Raw genomic sequence first — 18,482 nt, 5'->3', positions numbered from 1 at the left:
CGAACTCGTCACTTTAAGGTCGAAGACCTGCAAGTGACGAGTTCGAAGAAGCTCGTGCGAAGCCTAGAGGCTCAAGGCCTCGCGGCTTCGTGCAAAAAGGAGGGGTAGATTTCGAGCGAATTATTGCTTATGATGTGAGAGTCATTTAGCTCTCCTTTTTGTAGGGCACCAAACAAAACAGGCGCTGTTCAGCTGCCTTCAATACGCATTAAGCGTGGTTATATAGCGGTCTCACCGCAGCATTCAATCAGGTTCGTTGACATTCCCCATCAGAAGGACGCGCTGTTCCAACAGGAAACGCTTCTGAGCTCGCCATGTCGAGTTGTCATATCAATGCCATTTCAGCCTTGTCTGATCGCATCTGGGAGCACCAGAGCGAGGCATTAACATTTACCAATCGATTTATTCCGATATGACCATCAACACCTGACAGCTTTAACTATTAATCGTATTGGAAGCAGTCATGAAAAAACTAAACTATCAACTAAAAGAATTAACAAAACACAATCGTGATGGTTCTTTTCAAACACAAGGTAATCGCAGCCGTATTTTACAAATGACGGCAAACCAACTTCATGAGCTAGGATTTAGAAACCTTGGAGCAAGGGGTTTGAAAGAGAAGCATGTCAATGCTCTAGTTAATCGATGGCAAGAAGAGAAGCTAACACCTGGTACAATAAAAAATCGCATGGCCATACTTAGATGGTGGGCAGGAAAGATAGGCAAGCCAAGCATTATTCCCAAGCACAATAAACTACAAAGCACCTCTAGTGATACCAGAGACCTCAACATTGCCAACCGTACGTACTCAAACAACGCCAATAACAAGGCTAAAGATCTCGACCAGATAAAGCTAAACCTGGTTACCGATGAACGCATTAAAGTCGTTTTAGAACTACAACGGGCTTTTGGGCTTAGAAAGGAAGAAGCACTGAAATTCCGCCCCACACAAGCCATCAGAAAAACAAGTAATGGCTCAACATATATTCAATTTAAGGCTGGAACTAAAGGTGGCAAAGAGCGAGTTGTCCATCTATCCCAAGAACATTCAACGAGAGAGTACCAAGTAGCTGTACTTGATAAAGCCAAACTACTGGCAGGAAGGGGAAGTATGATCCCTTCAGACAAAAGCTATAAGCAAGGTGAAAATATCTACCGCCATCAATGCCAAAAGGCCGGATTAGACAACAACCATGGCCTTCGCCATGCGTATGCACAGGAACGCTACTATCAACTTACCGGTTGGCTTGCACCAAAAGCAGGAGGCCCTACGAGCCGCCAGTTAACGCCCGAAGCAAAAGAAGTAGACCAACAAGCCAGGTTTACCATCTCCAAGGAACTAGGACATGAGAGGGAGCAGATAACTGTTACCTACCTTGGACGATAAAATTCGGCATGCCGAATATTTAAAAAACCCTTTTCAAGTTACAGGGGTTTTTCACAAACCTACTTAACTAAACCTGTTACATTACTACCCGGTGATCACACACCGAGATTCGTCTGCTATACAGACGACCCATACCTAGGTAGCCACTGGCTTATGGTACATCTGGGTTCGACCCAGGAGGTTTGTAATCCAGCATTAGACTAATGCAACCTTCGAGGATAGTCGTATGGCAACGTACGCGCCCCCCGAAGACCGGGAGGCCATCTTAAGAACTGGTGTGTGATCACTTCTCAACTTCAAATTTTACTAAGTAATTAGGAACTATCCTATTAGCAATAACATTTGAGTTGTTAATAACACGGCCACATTCATCAATTAAGTTTTCATCCGAGGATTGAATTTCTGAAATTTTCTCTAACAATGAACGGGCATCTCCTATCAATTCCTTTAATTTTGGAAAGGTGAGTGCAAATGTATTGGTGGCAGCAGCCATTTCAGTACATTTGTTAGTCGGGTGTACAGAAACCAAATCATATTCAAGCCCAGGATAGTTATCCTTAAACCAGCGCTCAGCAACCAAAAGTTGTCCATGATTATCTTTAGTAAAGACCCCTTCTGATTTCTTTCTACTTTTAGCTTCAATAACCAAAGCATAGTTATTAGGGAAAACCCACAGAACATCAGGCCCAATACCATTATCGTCTCGGCGTTCAGCAGACAACCCAATCAATTCTCCCAATTCAACTAACGCCTGTTCAAACTTATTTGCTGAAGCTTTTCCATGTAGGTTTGCCACGGCAGACTCAAACTTATTTAAAAGGCCTTTTCTAAACCTATACCCACCAAGCTGACGGGCAATGTTTCCAGCCTGCAAAGTAGGAACAGTGATCGGCCTATAAGGAGGAAGGACTTTAGGGCGAAATAAATTCCGATTGTTGCCAAAGGCATTTTTTTGCAAATCTTCTGCCCGCTCAATTTGGCCCCATTCATTCGAAATCACAGCAGCAAGTTGATACAGCCACCCTTTAGTTTGAGAGTCTAAATTTAGAGACTTATCTATAGCTCTATTTAGTTTACTGATTCCTTTACTATGGTTGCCATCAGCCCATAAATTGAATGCCTTTCGCTCACTAGCAGCTATTGAGATATTCAACTTTTCGGCCTCTTGTTCGCCCATATTCTCAGCTAAAGTTTCAGCATGATATTCAATCCAATCAGAATCCCGAGCGAAGCTTTTCCAAATTGTTTTAGCAAAGTCATCTAAGGTAGATACTTCTTGACTAATAATTGATCCCATTTCTACCTGTGCCCGAGTTGCATTGGTAAGCATGTTAAAGTTTGCCTCTTTAGCAACCCAGCTGGCTAATGCAGGCCCAGCAAGAATGACCACACAGTGATCCCCTGCCCCCCTAGCGCCTCGGCCAATTCCTTGCTCAATTCGTTGAGCAAGCATTCTGATTATGCTTTCTCCTCCGTATAGAATTGAAGCTTTATATAACTCAAAATCACTAGTTCCTGAAGGTAACCCATCCATAACTAAAAGACGGCACGAATCACCAGGCAAATCGATCCCATCATAGCGATTTGCAAAAACAATCGGCCCATTACTTTCTCGACTTTGAAGTTGATCAACTAAGCTTTGTACTTCTTCAGACCCTTCTGCAACAGTTGCAACATCTTCCCATCTCTCAGCAGCTTTATCCGAAGGAACAAGAACAATTGAACCTAGTTTGTTTTGTTCCGACGTCCAAGTTAAGAGGCTCTCGGATGCTTTCTTTACATCAAAATCAAATGGCATTAATTCAGGGATTAAAATCATACGCTCGCTTATCCCTGCCAATGAACGGCTTGTCAGCGCATTCATTACCATTTCTGGATCAGCATCAAATGTTCTAACTATCTCACTATCATCAGCTATTGTTGCTGACATATATATTCTTCGACTAGATTCAACGAATGAAGGGAAAGAATTTACCAGGGGTAATACTGGTGTAATGGTTATACCGCTTCGGCTAATTAATGCATGGCATAAATGCAAATTATCCCTTAATAAAGGCCAAACAAATGGGCCCAACTCATCAGCGTTCAAGCGAATAATCTCACGAACAGCTTCTATTTTTTCTTGCCATGCCCAATAAGGCACCTCAACAATTGAGTCCCCGGAACCTTCTAAAATGTCGTCAAAAGTGCCAACTTTATTTAATTCAATAAATGCTTTTCTAAACAGTTCGCTAATTTGAGTATAAAGATCAGTGTGTTGTTTAGATGATATTTCTAGGGTGAATGACTCCCTTAAGACCGAAAAAGACACATGAGCGTCATCCAAAATAACCGCCCCCAAACTTACGGGGTGATTTACAGATCCACGAATACCAAACTTACTACGCCCATTAAATAAGGCTTTATAGGTTGAGACCATAATAGCCTTACCATTCAAAAAGTCTTCGTTTAATGGTCTTCCTCTCTCATATTGAACAGCTGAAATGCCTAACTCATGTGCTTTTTCAATAGTCTGATTTACTAATTGTCGAGTGGGCGCCAAATACAAAACGGGTTCTTTTGTTTCATTCAGAGAAGACTGAGCCATTAGTAGGCCTACTAATGTTTTTCCACCACCAGTATGCAATTTGAGGACGACATCCTTATCTGATCGCCGTTTATACCATGACTCTAATATTTCAGCTTGACTGGTATACAAATCATTAATACCAGGTGGTTTTGGCAGCCGCCTAAATATCTCTAATGGATCAATCGGGGTAACTTTCTTTGTTTTATTTCTCAGTTTTGCGAAATCGACCATTTCGGCTCCTTGGCTTAATATATGAACAACAATGTGTCCTTTGAAAATTCGGCATGCCGAATTAAATACTTCCTAATGTTCATTAGAAGGTATTATTTAACTCCAACAATGGCAGTGTTACGACCTGAAATCTTAGCACTGGATATAGCTTTTTCTTGCTGTTCTTTAGTCATCTCATCCCATTGGATATATCCCCCATCTAGAGCAGGAGGGGGCACAAGCCTTTGTCCTTCATTTGCTTTTAGGGTAACGGAAACAAGCCCCTTCGTTTCACCTGTCTCATATGTTGCCCAGACAGCTACCCGATGAAAAGTTAGATCATCGTTCCCATTTTCGTGGCTAAAATGGTAGAAAAACCAATTATCTGCTTGCGCGGTGCTGATTATTTTCGCATCCATAGCTATTCCCCAGTACTAATACTCTTACTTATGTTGAGGTCAATTTGAATAAAAACAATACAATTTATTAATTTAAATTCGGCATGCCGAATTTTTTTGCTCAATAAAACACCTCCGAGTCTCTACATCCCTTATAAATAGGCAAATAAACCCCTATAAACTTACCCGAGCTTTTTCAAGACGCCCCCTAGTCTCCTGTGCGTAAATATTCACTGAGAAAACAAAAGCAAAACAAAGGAAAGTCATTAGTGAACTTTCTGCCGGGGAATAATGATGTACGAATCGAGAGATGATGGTCTATATGAAATCAGGCATGATTCTGAGCCAGTAAAGCTATGTGGGCCAATCCAAGTGAAAGCCATTGTATCGGACAAAGCTAGAAGGAATGGATTTGGATTACTTCTGGAATGGAAAAATCTTGTAGGAAACACATTTCAAGAAGTGCTTCCTATGGAAGAAATTGACGATTACTCAGCTAAAAAATTAAGGCAGAGGTTACGAAGATCAGGCTTTGTAATTTCCCCCCGAAGGAATAGCTGGGATAAGGTACTTTGCTATTTAATCGAAACTAGAGTTGATGAACATGCTATCAGTTCAAATACAACTGGTTGGGTAGACAAAAGCTTTGTTACACCAGGATGGACAGTAAATAATGGAGATGAAAAAGTTATTTTTTCAGGCCCCACAAGTACCGAGCACCTGGCGATTAAAGGCTCTCTAGAAAGCTGGAAAGATCAAGTCGGTACACTGTGTCAACACAATCCAGTTCTAATATTTTCAATATGTACAGCGTTAGCAGCTCCATTAATCCACTGGTTATCTTGGGACAGCTGCGGATTTCACCTAGTTGGCCAATCTAAGTCAGGTAAAACAACCGCAATGCAAATAGCAGCCAGTGTATGTTCTGATGAAAGTTACTGGGATACTTGGCGATCTACAGCAAATGGCCTTGAAGCCATATCAGCTAGTCGAAATGACATGCTTCTTTGCCTAGATGAATTTCATCAAGCCTCTCCTGAAGACGTAGACCAAGCAATATATATGTTGGCAAATGGTGTTTCCAAGATACGCAGTAATCAAGATGGTTCATTAGCGGCTAGAAGCAGATGGAAGCTGTTGTTCCTAAGCACTGGTGAAATAGGGCTAAGTGAAATGCTTTTTAAAATCAAACAGGAAGCCAAAGCCGGCCAACTTATCCGCTTCAATGAGATCCCCATTATTGGAAAGTATGGTGTCTTTGATTACCTCCACGGTTTTAAATCAGCTAAGCAATTTGCTGATGAACTAAGAGATAGAGTTAAAAATAATCATGGATCACTACTACATCCTTGGCTTATTCACTTGAGCAATGTGCAAAACATATCTCAATTTATACGGCTTAAAATAGAGGAGCTTACAGATAAGTGGGAGATAGAGAGCGCAGGTAACCAGGTAGGCTATGCATTAGACAGATTTGCCCTTTTAGCCGTAGCTGGAGAACTAGCTATTCAGTTTGGCTTAGTTCCTTGGTCAAAAGGTGATGTTGAAAATGCTATTTATCACATTGTCCAAGGATGGATTACAGCAAGAGGGTTTGAAGGTGATGCAGAAGAGCAATTCATTATTAACAAAGCACCTCTAGCCATAAAAGCATGGAATAAAAGGTTAACATTGCCAGGAAAAGAACTTACTCCAGATCTTGCTGGCTATTGGAAGTATGAAAACAATGAGCTTGCTTGGTTTATAACGAGAGATAGTTTTAAAAATGGGTTCGGATTAAAACAAGCCAACGCCCGTAAAATACTCGAACTATCAACGCTACTTGCCAAAAAGGAATGGCTCCAAACTAATGAAAGCAGCCGCGGAACTTTCAAAGTTAAACCCGCCCTTTCTGGAGAAACTGGCAAACAGGAAAGGTATTACAAAATATATCCTCAGCGAATTTGTACTGAGTTATCCCTAACAATTGACTTTCCCAAGAAAGTATCCCAAGCATAAGAGGTTGAATTAATTATGGTTTCCCAAATTCCCAATATCCCAAGCTTTTTAGAAGATCAAAGTGATAATCTAACCTCACATGAAAATAAAGAAGTAGAAAAGTCAGTTACTAATAAGAAAATAAACCAGGAAGGTGTAAACATTGAAGCTTTAATAAGGCATGAATTTCAGAAAGTTACTCTAAGTCTAAAAACAGTGCTTACCTTTGATGAATGTGTGGAGTATACAGGACTAAGTAAAGGGTACTTATATAAGCTAACTCATGCCAAACAAATTCCCTACTGCAAACCGTGTGGTAAAAAGATCTATTTCTCTCGAGAAGAAATTGATAGCTGGCTTCTAAGTAATAGAGTAATGACAACAAACGAAGTACAATCATATGCTAAAGAAAAAGTGGATCATCTGAATCGTGACCTAAGATCGAAAGGATGATCAGGAAAACAAAGTAAAGAAAAATAAAATCGAAAATTAAGGAAAATTTCCTTTAATTAGATTTTCTTATCTGGCGCAGGGCCGCCAATGGCCCACCAGTATTACAGTAAGTTGCTGTATAAAATAGAAACTTTACTTTCTGTATTGGTAAATAACCTAAATATCTGAGTCGTCATACGCCCTTTTTTGGGCGTATGACTACACACTAACCAGCGTATTGGTTTACCGCTTCTTTTACCTTGCGAGATTTGTCTTTTCTTAATCGAGCTAGCAATGCTTCAGCGTCTGCTGCTTGGCTGAATATTTCAGGAAGTTCAGCGCGGCGATCAGCATATAAATAGCTCAAACTCTGTTTAAAACTGCCATATTGGCCACGAGCATGTGCCACGATAAATTCACGACATACGTCAAAGTGACTGCGCTTAATACAAAACAGCACCAAATGTTCGGGTTTAACGCCTATATCAAATAACCAGGTGAGCAAAAATGTCATGCCGATTTCGGACGCTTCGCCTTCATATTCACCGCTTTTCGATAGGTAAGTTTCAAAATCTATCTCATTGTGTGCCAGTTGATGTAATAGCCAAGGTTGTTCCATTTGCGCTTCAATTAATTTAAAGCCCCGATAATCATGATTAAGAAGCAGACGTACCAGTTTGTTGCGACGCTCAGCATCTAACATCCACACAAACTGACGAAGACTATACATTTGATATTCATCGGCATCGATACGCATAAACTCGGTGGAGATTTGCCCTTTAAACAGCGCAGCCATGACATCAAACTCGACCTCGTTATGTAGATAAGCCATCGTTTGCTCAACAATGGCTTTAATGCGATTGGACTGCACTTGCAGCTCAGCCACGCGTTTTATAATAGCCGCACGCTCAAGCTGCTCTGAAAATATCAGTAACGGCCCAGATGGCAACCTTTCTTCATACCAAGCAAGCGGCACCTCATGATCGGCCATCACAATAACGTAATTGTCTCCTTGCTGTTGTAACACAGTGCACGCTTCCCAACTTCGACCATCAACATGGCAAGGTTTATCGTGTATTGAGAGGCTATCCGCTACAATGGCTTTATGCAGCTTCTTTGGTAACTTTTCACCTTCACCGAAATATAGACAATCCCGACCTAATTCCTGTGCTAACGCATGCTCCCAAGAGTGCAGGTTTAATTGCACAAAAATATCAATCGCGCGTTGTAAATCATGGCTGAAATCAAGCTCAACTTCCGGGTGTTTAAGCGACACATGATGTAAAAACTCAACTTTCGTGCGCTCATTGATATATGCGAGTCCCTGCTCCATAGCTTTGGCTTTGTTACGTCCCATGCTGCCAAACATACTGTTATCATCACTGGCTATTTCGCTGTAAATCTCTATCCAATTCAAGTAACGTTCGGAGTTATAACGTTGGTTGCTCATTTCATAGGCATTCAGTATACCGCCATCTATTCCAGCTTTACTTAACTGTTCGTAGACCTCAATTTCATCGAGTATAGTGTCAAACTCTATGCTCCAATGATCATCCGAATAAGCACGAAGCACATTGCGTGCAACCCTAACTGGCGCTAGTGCAATAATAAATTGCCATAAACGATCCGCTTTGTATTGCAGGGGTAAAGGTAGCTGTCGCAACCAAAATGCCGTTAGGGTAAAGCGTTGGAAATCATCATCAAAATCTTTAAAGAGCTGATAGCTTGACTGCTTTTCACTAAACTTGTTTAGGTAAAGATCGCCGCGACAACACTCATCTCGATACAACTGCGGCTGCACTAATGCCAATAAACTGCTTAAATCATCTTGCGGCGTGTCTGCAGTAAAGTAATCACAGATCCGCGCTATTTGTGCCTCAGACAATCCTAAGTTATCAGGGTTATAATGATCGGACTTTTTATGACATTTCTGAATTATGTGCTGGGCAGCGAGTTGCCAAATATGATTGTCGTTAAGATAATTTGCTAGTGCCTCAGTAATATCATCGCCAATATGCTGATTATAATCACTGTGCAGGTGATAGCTGGCCAGTGTAATTAATCCCATATCCAATTGCGGCCATTGCTTTGGGTGGCACAGCGCACGCGATGAGCGGAAATGCTCATTGACCAACTTAAGATGCTTGCGACACAGTAATTCATCTTGGTTGGTGAAGTGACGAAATATCGACTGGATATTTTTGGCTTTAGCATTTTCAGCCGCGCTCTTGATATCAGACACGGAGAGTTGAGTATAACGCTGATAATAGGCTTCTCTGGAGAGTAGAGCTTCATCACCTTCGGTAAGTGATGCCATCATATATTTGCAAAACTCACGCTTGCCTAGGGCGTGGTAAAATACATCAATCACGCGAAGGTACTGCTCAGCACGAGCTTGTAGTAAGTTATTTTCTGCATCGTTGCGTACCGCAAGCGTCAACACCATGCCATTTGGTTGTGTATATTCAGCTTCTTCACTGAAGTGATCTGTAAGTAGATCGCCTCGCACAAGGCTGAGCACCGACTCCAGCTCCTCGGCTATACCTTGATTATTGCGCTCAAAACTATTCAATTGATCAATAAGATGCTCAGCCATGTCACTGGCATGCACTTTCGCTAATTCAAGCACATCTACTTCACAGACTGTTTCTAATACTGTTTGTGGTTCCCCAGTTTCAATGTAGCGCCACAATAATCCGCCTTGGGGCATGGCCAGCACTAAAGGTTTCAGCAAATTAGTACCATAGTTAAGCTCATATTTACGCTCATCTCTGGCAAGATAGGCACGATAGCTTGCACGAGCAGCAATGGCGCTCTGTGCAATTTTAACTAATGGGCCTGCAACCTGTGATTGGACTTTTTGCTGTAAATCATACGCTTCATTTTCGAGGGTACTGTCAAAAAATGGCATTGCCATAAAGCTGTCTTTGGCTTCTTCATCGTCATAAAAACAGCTATGGGGGAATAGCGATTGATACAAAGAGATCACAGGCTGATGACCACTCAGGTCTTCTTCTTCCTCATCACACATGGTATCGACATGGGCAAGTAATACGGGCTCAGCTTGAAAACGTGCAATGACTAATGCTTTAAATTGCTCATAACTCTCAGGATTTTCGCGTAAATATTCCCCAAGCGGCTGGTAGTCACATTCTTCACTGTATTGATCATTTTTGAACATGCCAGATCTAAAGTTATCGTTGTCACACCAAATAAATGCTTTGATCATTTCACGATGCCAACCGTGCTCGTGTAGCAATACACTTAAATAGCTTTCATAACCGCATGCATGTTCATCATCCCAATAAGGCACAAAGTATTGTGCTAGCAAATAGGCGTACTGTATATCCGTCTTTGCAAGCATATACAAAGCTTCAACGCCAAATACCCGCATATCATCAAGCCACATTTCATCAGTGTCATTTTGGCGGCGACTATAGGCCACTATTGCCTTGGCGGCTTCTACAACAGCTTGTTTGATCTCAGGGTATTGCAGCGCTGCTGCAAATAAAATGACCTCAGAAATATAGTTTTCGGTATCATCAAGTATGGTGTGGTCATAGTGGTGCGCACCGCCTTCTTGGCCTAAATCTAATGCAGATTGAAGCAACTTTAGGTTGTTGCCACTATCTTGCGGTTGCAAACGGCGCATCCCCGCTTCATCAAGTTGCTTAAACTCAACATCAAACTGACTGTTAAAACAGGCCTTATCACTGTCCAACAAAGCCTTATACTGAGCTAATGCTAATTTGATTTGTTGCGGGTTTTGGATATCCAGCGTGATTATCTGGTTTTTATCGAATTGGTTCATGTCGTTATTTCTAATTGAATTTGACGTATAGCCGTACTAATCGGACTATAGAGAAGAAAAAGAGAATGAAGCGCAGCTTTGCGAATTGCGGCAATTTCAAGTAAATGCTAAACACAGCGAGTGGCAGCTACGCGTTAGCATCCTCAGCTTGCAGCTCCTTTAACTTGTCGATATCTATTTGACAGTCCTGCTTTGCTTTTTTCTGTTGATCGGGTGCCATATCATCCCAATGAATATAACCACCGTGTGCGTATGGCGCATTGTATAAATAGTTGGCGAATTTTTTGTTGGCAGTACCAGAGACTAACCCTCTTACAGAACCCTGTTTATCAGCAGCCCACAGTGCGACGCGTTTAAATTCCAACTCTCCAGATGCATTAATACGAAATGAGTACCAATTTTCAGCAGCACTAATGTGCAGATCCTTATCCATGTTTTACCTTTTGTAGTTCCTTAATATCAACACTATTATTTCGAATCCATATCACTAGGTCAACATCAAACTTATCGTTAAGTTTTTGATAAATATTAATAAAAAGTAAAGAGCAGCACACTTATAATAAGGATCTGAGCGATAACCGCAAATCTACCCAATCACGTTAAGTGCTCAATCTGGCCAGTCCAACATCCGTACGCTGCGTATCCTAAGCGCTGCAACTTAGGAGAAATAAAATGGCTCTATCTACAACTTTCAATGCACTACACCAACAATCATCCCCGCTTTTTCTAGCTAACTGCTGGGATCCATCATCAGCGCTTATCATCGAACAGGCTGGTGGTCAGGCCGTTGCGACAACAAGCTGGGGTATGTCTAATCATCAGGGCTACAAAGATGGAGAACAACTCACATTTGACCGTGTACTACAAACAGTAAGTGCCATTCTTAAGGTGATCACTATTCCATTAAGTGTTGATATTGAGGCAGGCTACAGCGCGGATCAAAATCAGATCATCAAACATATTATCCAATTGGCCGACCTTGGCGTTGCAGGTATCAATATTGAAGACAAACCCAGTCACCAGAACAGCTTGCGCGATATAAAGGCACACCAAGCGTTATTGCAGGCAATCAAACAAGCTTTACGTCATGGCGGTTTCGATCATTTTTTTATTAATGCCCGTTGCGATCTTTGCTTACAACCACAGTGGACTGAAGCGACGCTGCATGAGCGTGCACTCGCCTATCAAACAGCAGGTTGCGATGGCTTTTTTATTCCCGGTTTAACCAACACCACAATGATAAAACGCCTAACAACCCTGCTTTCAATTCCAGTCAATGTGATGCTGTTGCCCGGATTTAGTGATAAACAGGCGTTAGCAGAGTTAGGAGTCAAACGTATCTCATCGGGTAATGCTCTCAGCGATCATGTGATAGCACTACAAGAATCAGCCACCAGAAGGCTGCTCGAAGAACATACTGTAGACTTCTTATTTGAGCAATCAGTCCGCACAACTTGGCTGTCAAACTAAATAAATCACAAGATCTGACCGCTTTTTTAGATTCTTTTATTATATGGATCTAACTATATAGATCTAAAAGACTGGATCGACTTCCAGCTTTTAGATCGTTATCCACAACATCTCATCCACAACCTCAAAATTTGTTCAAAAACAGCGGAGATCTTACCGTTTCAAGCATGCGCTTTAGCTTAAAAAAGTATTTTTAGGCTCAGCTATCCCATAGATTATCCACAAATAAATCACCGAGTTAAGCTTAGGAATATTTTATTTTTCCTTTTTATTTCATGCAGATAAATAAAGACATTAAAAATAACACACTATTTGTGCAAATATTTTTATCCAATTACTTCAAAGCCCTCTTTACATATTCACGTTAAACGCTAAGATGGCGCGCAATACGACTTAGGTAAGGGTAACAATGCAAACTTTAGATCTTATTGTAGGCAGCCAAATGGGATCAGCAGAATACGTTGCTGAACAGCTAATGGAATCGCTTGAATCTCAAGGTTATACCGTGAATTTGCATGAAAAACCCGAGCTTGAAGCTTGTCAGCAAGCACTTTGGCTGGTGGTGACATCAACTTATGGGGCCGGTGACTATCCAGAAAACTTATTACCTTTTATATCAGCATTAAAAGCGAGCTCGGATCTAAGCCAGTTACGCTTTGCGGTAGTGGGAATTGGTGATTCAAGTTACGACACCTTTAATCATGCAGCTATTAATCTTGCTGATCTACTTAAAGAAAAAGGTGCAACACAGCTCTTAGACATAGAAAAGATCGATGTTTTACACCCAGATCTACCAGAAGATACCGCTATTGCTTGGTTACCTAAGTTTGTTGAATGTGTCGCTTAACGCTGCAACATTGAAATACACAGAAGTTATTCACAAATTCAGTTTATTCTAGATCGCATTGTGGATAACCTATGATCTAACTGCTGATCTACGCTTACTTATCCATTGGATAAAATAATTCAGATCTAGCCCTGTGAATAAAGTGCCAAGTTGATCAAAGGTTTTAAGCCCATTGATCCGATCTAATTCACACTAATTGATCTTAGTTAAGCAGTTGGATCTAAACAGGAATACAAAACTATTCACAGATCAAAGGATCAGTAGTAGTAAGATCAATAAAGATCTTTAAAAAGATCCTTATATATTTTAAGTGATCTCTTTTTTGCGTTGTGCAAAGTTTAACCATTTCACTTCTGGTTAATTCTAGGTAGAATACGCATCCTTTCTAAATTTGCTCGGTTGTTTTAAGTAGGATCCCGTAAATGATTTATCATGAACATTTTGATGTCATCGTTGTTGGTGGTGGACACGCAGGCACTGAAGCTGCACTTGCAGCTGCACGTATGGGTATGAATACCTTATTGTTAACACACAATATGGATACCTTAGGCCAAATGTCGTGTAACCCAGCTATTGGTGGGATTGGTAAAGGTCATTTGGTTAAAGAGATCGATGCGCTTGGTGGTGCAATGGCCAAGGCAATCGACAAAGGTGGGATCCAATTTCGAACGCTTAATTCATCGAAAGGCCCTGCGGTACGAGCGACTCGTGCTCAGGCAGATCGCGCATTGTATAAAGCGGCGATCCAAGACATTTTGCAACACCAAGAAAACTTAAAGATCTTCCAACAATCTTGTGATGATCTGATTGTTGAAGGCGATCAGGTCAAAGGTGTCGTAACTCAAATGGGTTTACGCTTTAGTGCTTCTTCAGTGGTGCTAACGGTTGGTACTTTCTTGGGTGGCCAGATCCATATTGGTTTAGAAAACTTCAAAGGCGGCCGTGCTGGCGATCCTCCTTCTATCGCTTTGGCTGAGCGTTTACGTGAAATGCCTTTTAGAGTTGATCGTCTAAAAACAGGTACCCCACCACGTATCGATGCAAGAACGGTTGATTTTTCAGTGATGCAAGAGCAACCAGGCGATACCCCTACTCCGGTTTTCTCGTTTATGGGCAAAGTGTCTGATCATCCAAAACAGATCCCTTGTTATATCACCTATACCAATGAAAAAACCCATGATGTGATCCGCAATAACTTACATCGTTCGCCGATGTATGCTGGCGTGATTGAGGGAATTGGTCCGCGTTACTGTCCTTCCATCGAAGATAAGATTGTGCGTTTTGCTGATAAAGAAAAGCATCAGATCTTCGTAGAACCTGAAGGCTTAACGTCATACGAGCTGTATCCAAATGGTATCTCCACCAGCTTACCATTTGATATCCAACTGGAGATCGTGCGTTCTATTAAAGGCTTTGAGAATGCGCATATTTGTCGTCCTGGTTATGCAATTGAGTACGACTTCTTCGATCCTCGTGACCTAAAGCAATCATTAGAAACTAAGTTTATCAATGGCTTATTCTTCGCTGGTCAAATAAATGGTACAACCGGTTATGAAGAAGCTGGTGCCCAAGGGCTGATTGCGGGTATGAACGCAGCGCTTCAAGTTCAAGGCCGTGAAGCATGGACACCGCGCCGTGATGAAGCTTATGCCGGTGTGTTGATTGACGACTTAGCAACGCTTGGTACAAAAGAACCTTATCGTATGTTTACCTCGCGTGCTGAATACCGTTTGTTACTGCGTGAAGACAATGCGGATTTACGTCTAACGGAAAAAGGTCGCGAATTAGGTTTAGTTGACGATGAACGCTGGGCTGCATACAACGACAAGCTTGAAGTTATGGAACAAGAAGCACAGCGTCTGCGCAATACTTGGATCCATAAAGATCACCCTGCACTTGAAGCGGTAAATGGATTATTGAAAAAACCACTGATACGCGAAGCCAGTCTTGAAGATCTGATCCGCCGTCCTGAGGTTAATTATCACGACCTGATGGCAATTGAAGGATTAGGATCTGAATTTGATAATATTCCAGCCCTTGAACAGGTTGAGATCCAGACTAAGTACGCCGGTTACATTGCGCGTCAACAAGATGAGATTAATAAACAGCTTCGTCATGAAGAGACATTACTGCCTGCTGAGTTTGATTATGCTCAGGTAAGCGGCTTGTCAAATGAGGTTGTGGCAAAGCTAAGTGATGCTCGTCCACAAACGATTGGCCAAGCTTCACGTATTTCTGGTATCACCCCTGCTGCTATTTCGCTATTATTAGTGTATCTGAAAAAGCAAGGGCTATTACGTAAGTCGGCGTAATAGCAGTGGAACACTGTGTTACTAGAACAATTGAATGAATTACTCGCTGATACCTCTATCGAGCTCAGCGAACAACAAAAGCAGCAGTTGGTAGAATATGTCCAGCTGCTGGATAAATGGAACAAAGCCTACAACCTCACTTCCGTTCGTGACCCAAAAGAAATGATGGTAAAACACATCATGGATTCTTTGGTTGTTGCGCCACACTTAACGGGCAGTAACTATATTGATGTTGGCACCGGACCGGGTTTACCGGGTATGGTTTTAGCGATAGCTAGACCGGACATCAATTTTGTTCTTCTTGATAGCCTTGGTAAAAGAGTTCGATTTTTAATGCAGGTAAAACATGGGCTTGGCATTGAGAATGTTACCCCAGTGCAGTCTCGAGTTGAAGAATATCAGCCAAGTGTTAAATTAGACGGTGTACTCAGCCGTGCTTTTGCATCACTACAAGATATGATCCAGTGGTGTTCACATTTAATCGATAACCAAGGTGTATTCTTAGCACTAAAGGGTCAATACCCTGCGGATGAGCTAGAACAATTACCAAGCGGCGTGAGTTTATCGCAAGATATTAGTTTAGTGGTGCCCAAGCTTGAAGGTGAGCGCCATTTAATCATTCTTTCTAAAGATTAATTGTCGAGGACAATGTGGCAAGAGTCATTGCAATAGCAAACCAAAAAGGTGGTGTTGGTAAAACAACCACTGCGGTGAATTTAGCCGCGTCCATGGCGGCGACTAAACGTAAAGTTCTGTTGATCGATCTCGATCCCCAAGGTAATGCAACCATGGGCAGTGGCGTTGATAAATACGCCGATGTTGCAACGGTTTATGATCTGTTGATCGAAGAAGCGCCTATGGATCAAGTGATCACCACAGAAACCAGTGGTGAGTATCATCTGATCGCAGCGAATGGGGATGTAACCGCGGCAGAAGTCAAACTGATGGAGTTGTTTGCGCGCGAAGTGAGATTACGCAACGCCCTTGAGACGATAAAAGATAAATATGAGTATATATTCATCGACTGTCCACCTTCATTAAATATGCTAACGGTAAATGCCATGGCTGCCGCCGATGCGGTTTTAGTTCCGATGCAGTGTGAATATTATGCACTGGAGGGATTAACAGCTTTAATGGACACCATTACCCAACTCGGTAAGTTGGTGAATCCAGGATTGCAAATTGAAGGCATTTTGCGCACTATGTACGACCCGCGTAATCGTCTAGCTAACGACGTATCTGAACAGTTAAAACAACACTTTGGCGATAAAGTGTACCGGACTGTGATCCCTCGTAATGTGCGATTAGCGGAGGCGCCAAGTTTTGGAGCGCCTGCGATGTATTATGATAGAGCATCAAGCGGTGCGAAAGCTTATCTAGCGCTAGCGGGTGAAATGCTAAGACGCAAAGAAAAGCAAGCGGCTGCGGTTGCCTAAGAGGATAAAAAGAACATGTCGGTTAAAAAACGTGGTTTAGGCCGAGGGTTGGATGCCCTACTCAGCTCAGCTAAACCTAATCCAAGTGCTGCGGCACCTGTGCCTAATCAACAAGAAGCGGTTGCAACAGTCAGTGAAGCACCTGCCGAATCGGCGGTTGAACAAGAGTTACAACGATTACCTATTGAGTGGCTAAAGCCGGGTAAATATCAGCCGCGTAAAGATATGTCTGAACAGGCACTTGAGGAACTGGCGAGTTCGATCCGTTCACAGGGGATTTTACAGCCTATTGTGGTGCGTAAAGTTACCACGCAAAGCTTTGAAATTATTGCCGGTGAGAGGCGTTGGCGTGCGGCACAACTGGCAAAGCAGGATACCGTGCCTTGTTTAATCAAAGATGTGCCGGATGAAGCGGCTGTTGCAATTGCGCTTATTGAAAACATTCAGCGTGAAGACCTCAATGCAATGGAAGAAGCAATTGCTCTAGATAGATTGCTCAATGAATTTGAACTCACGCATCAGCAGGTCGCCGATGCGGTTGGTAAATCGCGTACAACGGTCACCAATTTACTTCGTCTCAACAATCTCAACGATGATGTAAAAATCTTGTTGGAACATGGCGATATAGAAATGGGCCATGCTCGTTGTTTACTTGCCCTAACTGGCGAAGCGCAATCTGAAGCGGCAAGAACCGCTGTGGCCAAGGGATTAACCGTAAGAGAAACCGAAAAACTGGTTCGTACCATTTTAGAGCCGGTTGAGAAAAAAGAAGCGAAGCAAAAAGATCCTGATGTGAAGCTGCTTGAACAGCAATTACAGGAAAATTTAGGCGCGAAAGTTGAGATCAACTACAACCAAAAAGGTAAAGGTAAACTGGTTATTTCCTATGCTAGTTTGGATGAGCTTGATGGTATTTTGGGGCGTATTAACCCTGAAATGAATGAAGCTGACTAACGGTAAACTTAACCAATTGACTAATCCGTGAATGCGGTGCTTTATTTTGCGCCGCTATTTCCTCACCGATATGCTGCGAAATAGCGAGAATACTAAGAACTTTGATGGAAAAATAGCCACTCTTGTACAGGCTTTAATTTAAGCCTTCCTCCCTAACAAATTTTGACCTATTTGGCGTCCAAAAAACGTCACATTTCGCCTCGTCAAGTTGCAAATTAAGCAGAAACAAGTATAATTTCGCCAGTTTTCATACCCTGATAAAATTTAACGTCATTAAGGTTAATATAAAGTGACTCATTCGTTAGCCCGCCCATACAGGCGAGCCGCATTACAAGGTGTTTTGATTCAGGGTATCGTAGCATTAGTCGCTGCAGTAATCGTTTTTATAGGTTGGGGAGTACAAGCCGGAGTTTCAGCATTAGCTGGCGGCGCTGTGTTGGTACTCCCTAATTTTGTATTTGCTGCTTACGCCTTTCGATTTATGGGTGCAAGCAAAGCAAATCAAGTATATTCCTCGATAAAACGAGGAAATGGATTAAAATTTTTGCTAACTGTTGTGCTCTTTGCACTGATTTTTAAGCATTTTTCAGTAATGATGCTGCCTTTCTTTGGCGCGTATATGCTCGTGATGCTGACACAATGGTTGGTCCTGATTTTTTTTAATCATTAACTTTTGGGA

General features: G+C 42.0%; 14 protein-coding genes. 10 read left to right on the top strand and 4 right to left on the bottom strand.

The annotated features are described in order from the left end of the window. Positions 1-463 precede the first annotated feature (463 nt). Positions 464-1,387, top strand: a complete 924-nt coding sequence (locus CTT31_RS18045) for a phage integrase N-terminal domain-containing protein (RefSeq protein ID WP_260491714.1) — start codon at positions 464-466, stop codon at positions 1,385-1,387. 283 nt (positions 1,388-1,670) lie between these two features. Here the strand turns inward: CTT31_RS18045 and CTT31_RS18040 are convergent, their stop codons facing one another. After that, the gene (locus CTT31_RS18040; RefSeq protein ID WP_260491713.1) at positions 1,671-4,187 is read right to left on the bottom strand and encodes a DEAD/DEAH box helicase; all 2,517 of its coding nucleotides are present in this window, start codon (positions 4,185-4,187) and stop codon (positions 1,671-1,673) included. 92 nt (positions 4,188-4,279) lie between these two features. Next, positions 4,280-4,585, bottom strand: a complete 306-nt coding sequence (locus CTT31_RS18035) for a hypothetical protein (protein ID WP_260491712.1) — start codon at positions 4,583-4,585, stop codon at positions 4,280-4,282. Between the two features lie 270 nt (positions 4,586-4,855). Here CTT31_RS18035 and CTT31_RS18030 point away from each other — a divergent pair, with 270 nt between their 5' ends. Both CTT31_RS18030 and CTT31_RS18025 read left to right on the top strand, forming a co-directional pair. After that, the gene (locus CTT31_RS18030; RefSeq protein ID WP_260491711.1) at positions 4,856-6,562 is read left to right on the top strand and encodes a DUF927 domain-containing protein; all 1,707 of its coding nucleotides are present in this window, start codon (positions 4,856-4,858) and stop codon (positions 6,560-6,562) included. A 15-nt stretch (positions 6,563-6,577) separates the two neighbouring features. After that, a complete protein-coding gene (locus CTT31_RS18025; RefSeq protein WP_260491710.1) occupies positions 6,578-6,994 on the top strand; it encodes a helix-turn-helix domain-containing protein in 417 nt (138 codons plus the stop codon). Between the two features lie 205 nt (positions 6,995-7,199). Here the strand turns inward: CTT31_RS18025 and CTT31_RS18020 are convergent, their stop codons facing one another. Both CTT31_RS18020 and CTT31_RS18015 read right to left on the bottom strand, forming a co-directional pair. Beyond that, positions 7,200-10,784, bottom strand: a complete 3,585-nt coding sequence (locus CTT31_RS18020; RefSeq protein ID WP_260491709.1) for a hypothetical protein — start codon at positions 10,782-10,784, stop codon at positions 7,200-7,202. 127 nt (positions 10,785-10,911) lie between these two features. Then, positions 10,912-11,217: a hypothetical protein gene (locus CTT31_RS18015; protein ID WP_260491708.1), complete on the bottom strand. Its 306-nt coding sequence runs from the start codon at positions 11,215-11,217 to the stop codon at positions 10,912-10,914. A 239-nt stretch (positions 11,218-11,456) separates the two neighbouring features. Here CTT31_RS18015 and CTT31_RS18010 point away from each other — a divergent pair, with 239 nt between their 5' ends. From CTT31_RS18010 to CTT31_RS17980, 7 genes are all read left to right on the top strand, one after another. Beyond that, positions 11,457-12,254 (top strand): isocitrate lyase/PEP mutase family protein, encoded by a 798-nt coding sequence (locus CTT31_RS18010; protein ID WP_260491707.1) that lies wholly within the window; start codon positions 11,457-11,459, stop codon positions 12,252-12,254. Between the two features lie 409 nt (positions 12,255-12,663). Then, positions 12,664-13,101, top strand: a complete 438-nt coding sequence (gene mioC, locus CTT31_RS18005) for an FMN-binding protein MioC (RefSeq protein WP_010604148.1) — start codon at positions 12,664-12,666, stop codon at positions 13,099-13,101. Between the two features lie 422 nt (positions 13,102-13,523). Beyond that, positions 13,524-15,413 carry a tRNA uridine-5-carboxymethylaminomethyl(34) synthesis enzyme MnmG gene (gene mnmG, locus CTT31_RS18000; protein WP_260491706.1) on the top strand — a complete coding sequence of 630 codons (1,890 nt, stop codon included), beginning with the start codon at positions 13,524-13,526 and terminating at the stop codon, positions 15,411-15,413. 15 nt (positions 15,414-15,428) lie between these two features. Continuing rightward, positions 15,429-16,049, top strand: a complete 621-nt coding sequence (gene rsmG / locus CTT31_RS17995) for a 16S rRNA (guanine(527)-N(7))-methyltransferase RsmG (protein WP_260491705.1) — start codon at positions 15,429-15,431, stop codon at positions 16,047-16,049. A 14-nt stretch (positions 16,050-16,063) separates the two neighbouring features. Next, positions 16,064-16,849 (top strand): ParA family protein, encoded by a 786-nt coding sequence (locus CTT31_RS17990; RefSeq protein WP_010376876.1) that lies wholly within the window; start codon positions 16,064-16,066, stop codon positions 16,847-16,849. A 15-nt stretch (positions 16,850-16,864) separates the two neighbouring features. Continuing rightward, positions 16,865-17,803, top strand: coding sequence for a ParB/RepB/Spo0J family partition protein (locus CTT31_RS17985; RefSeq protein WP_017218543.1), 939 nt, complete (start codon positions 16,865-16,867; stop codon positions 17,801-17,803). Between the two features lie 289 nt (positions 17,804-18,092). Further along, a complete protein-coding gene (locus CTT31_RS17980) occupies positions 18,093-18,473 on the top strand; it encodes an ATP synthase subunit I (protein WP_010604145.1) in 381 nt (126 codons plus the stop codon). The last annotated feature ends 9 nt before the right edge of the window (positions 18,474-18,482 follow it).

The organism is Pseudoalteromonas maricaloris, assembly GCF_024746855.1.
GTDB lineage: Bacteria > Pseudomonadota > Gammaproteobacteria > Enterobacterales > Alteromonadaceae > Pseudoalteromonas > Pseudoalteromonas maricaloris.
This window is presented reverse-complemented; position numbering and strand designations above follow the sequence as displayed.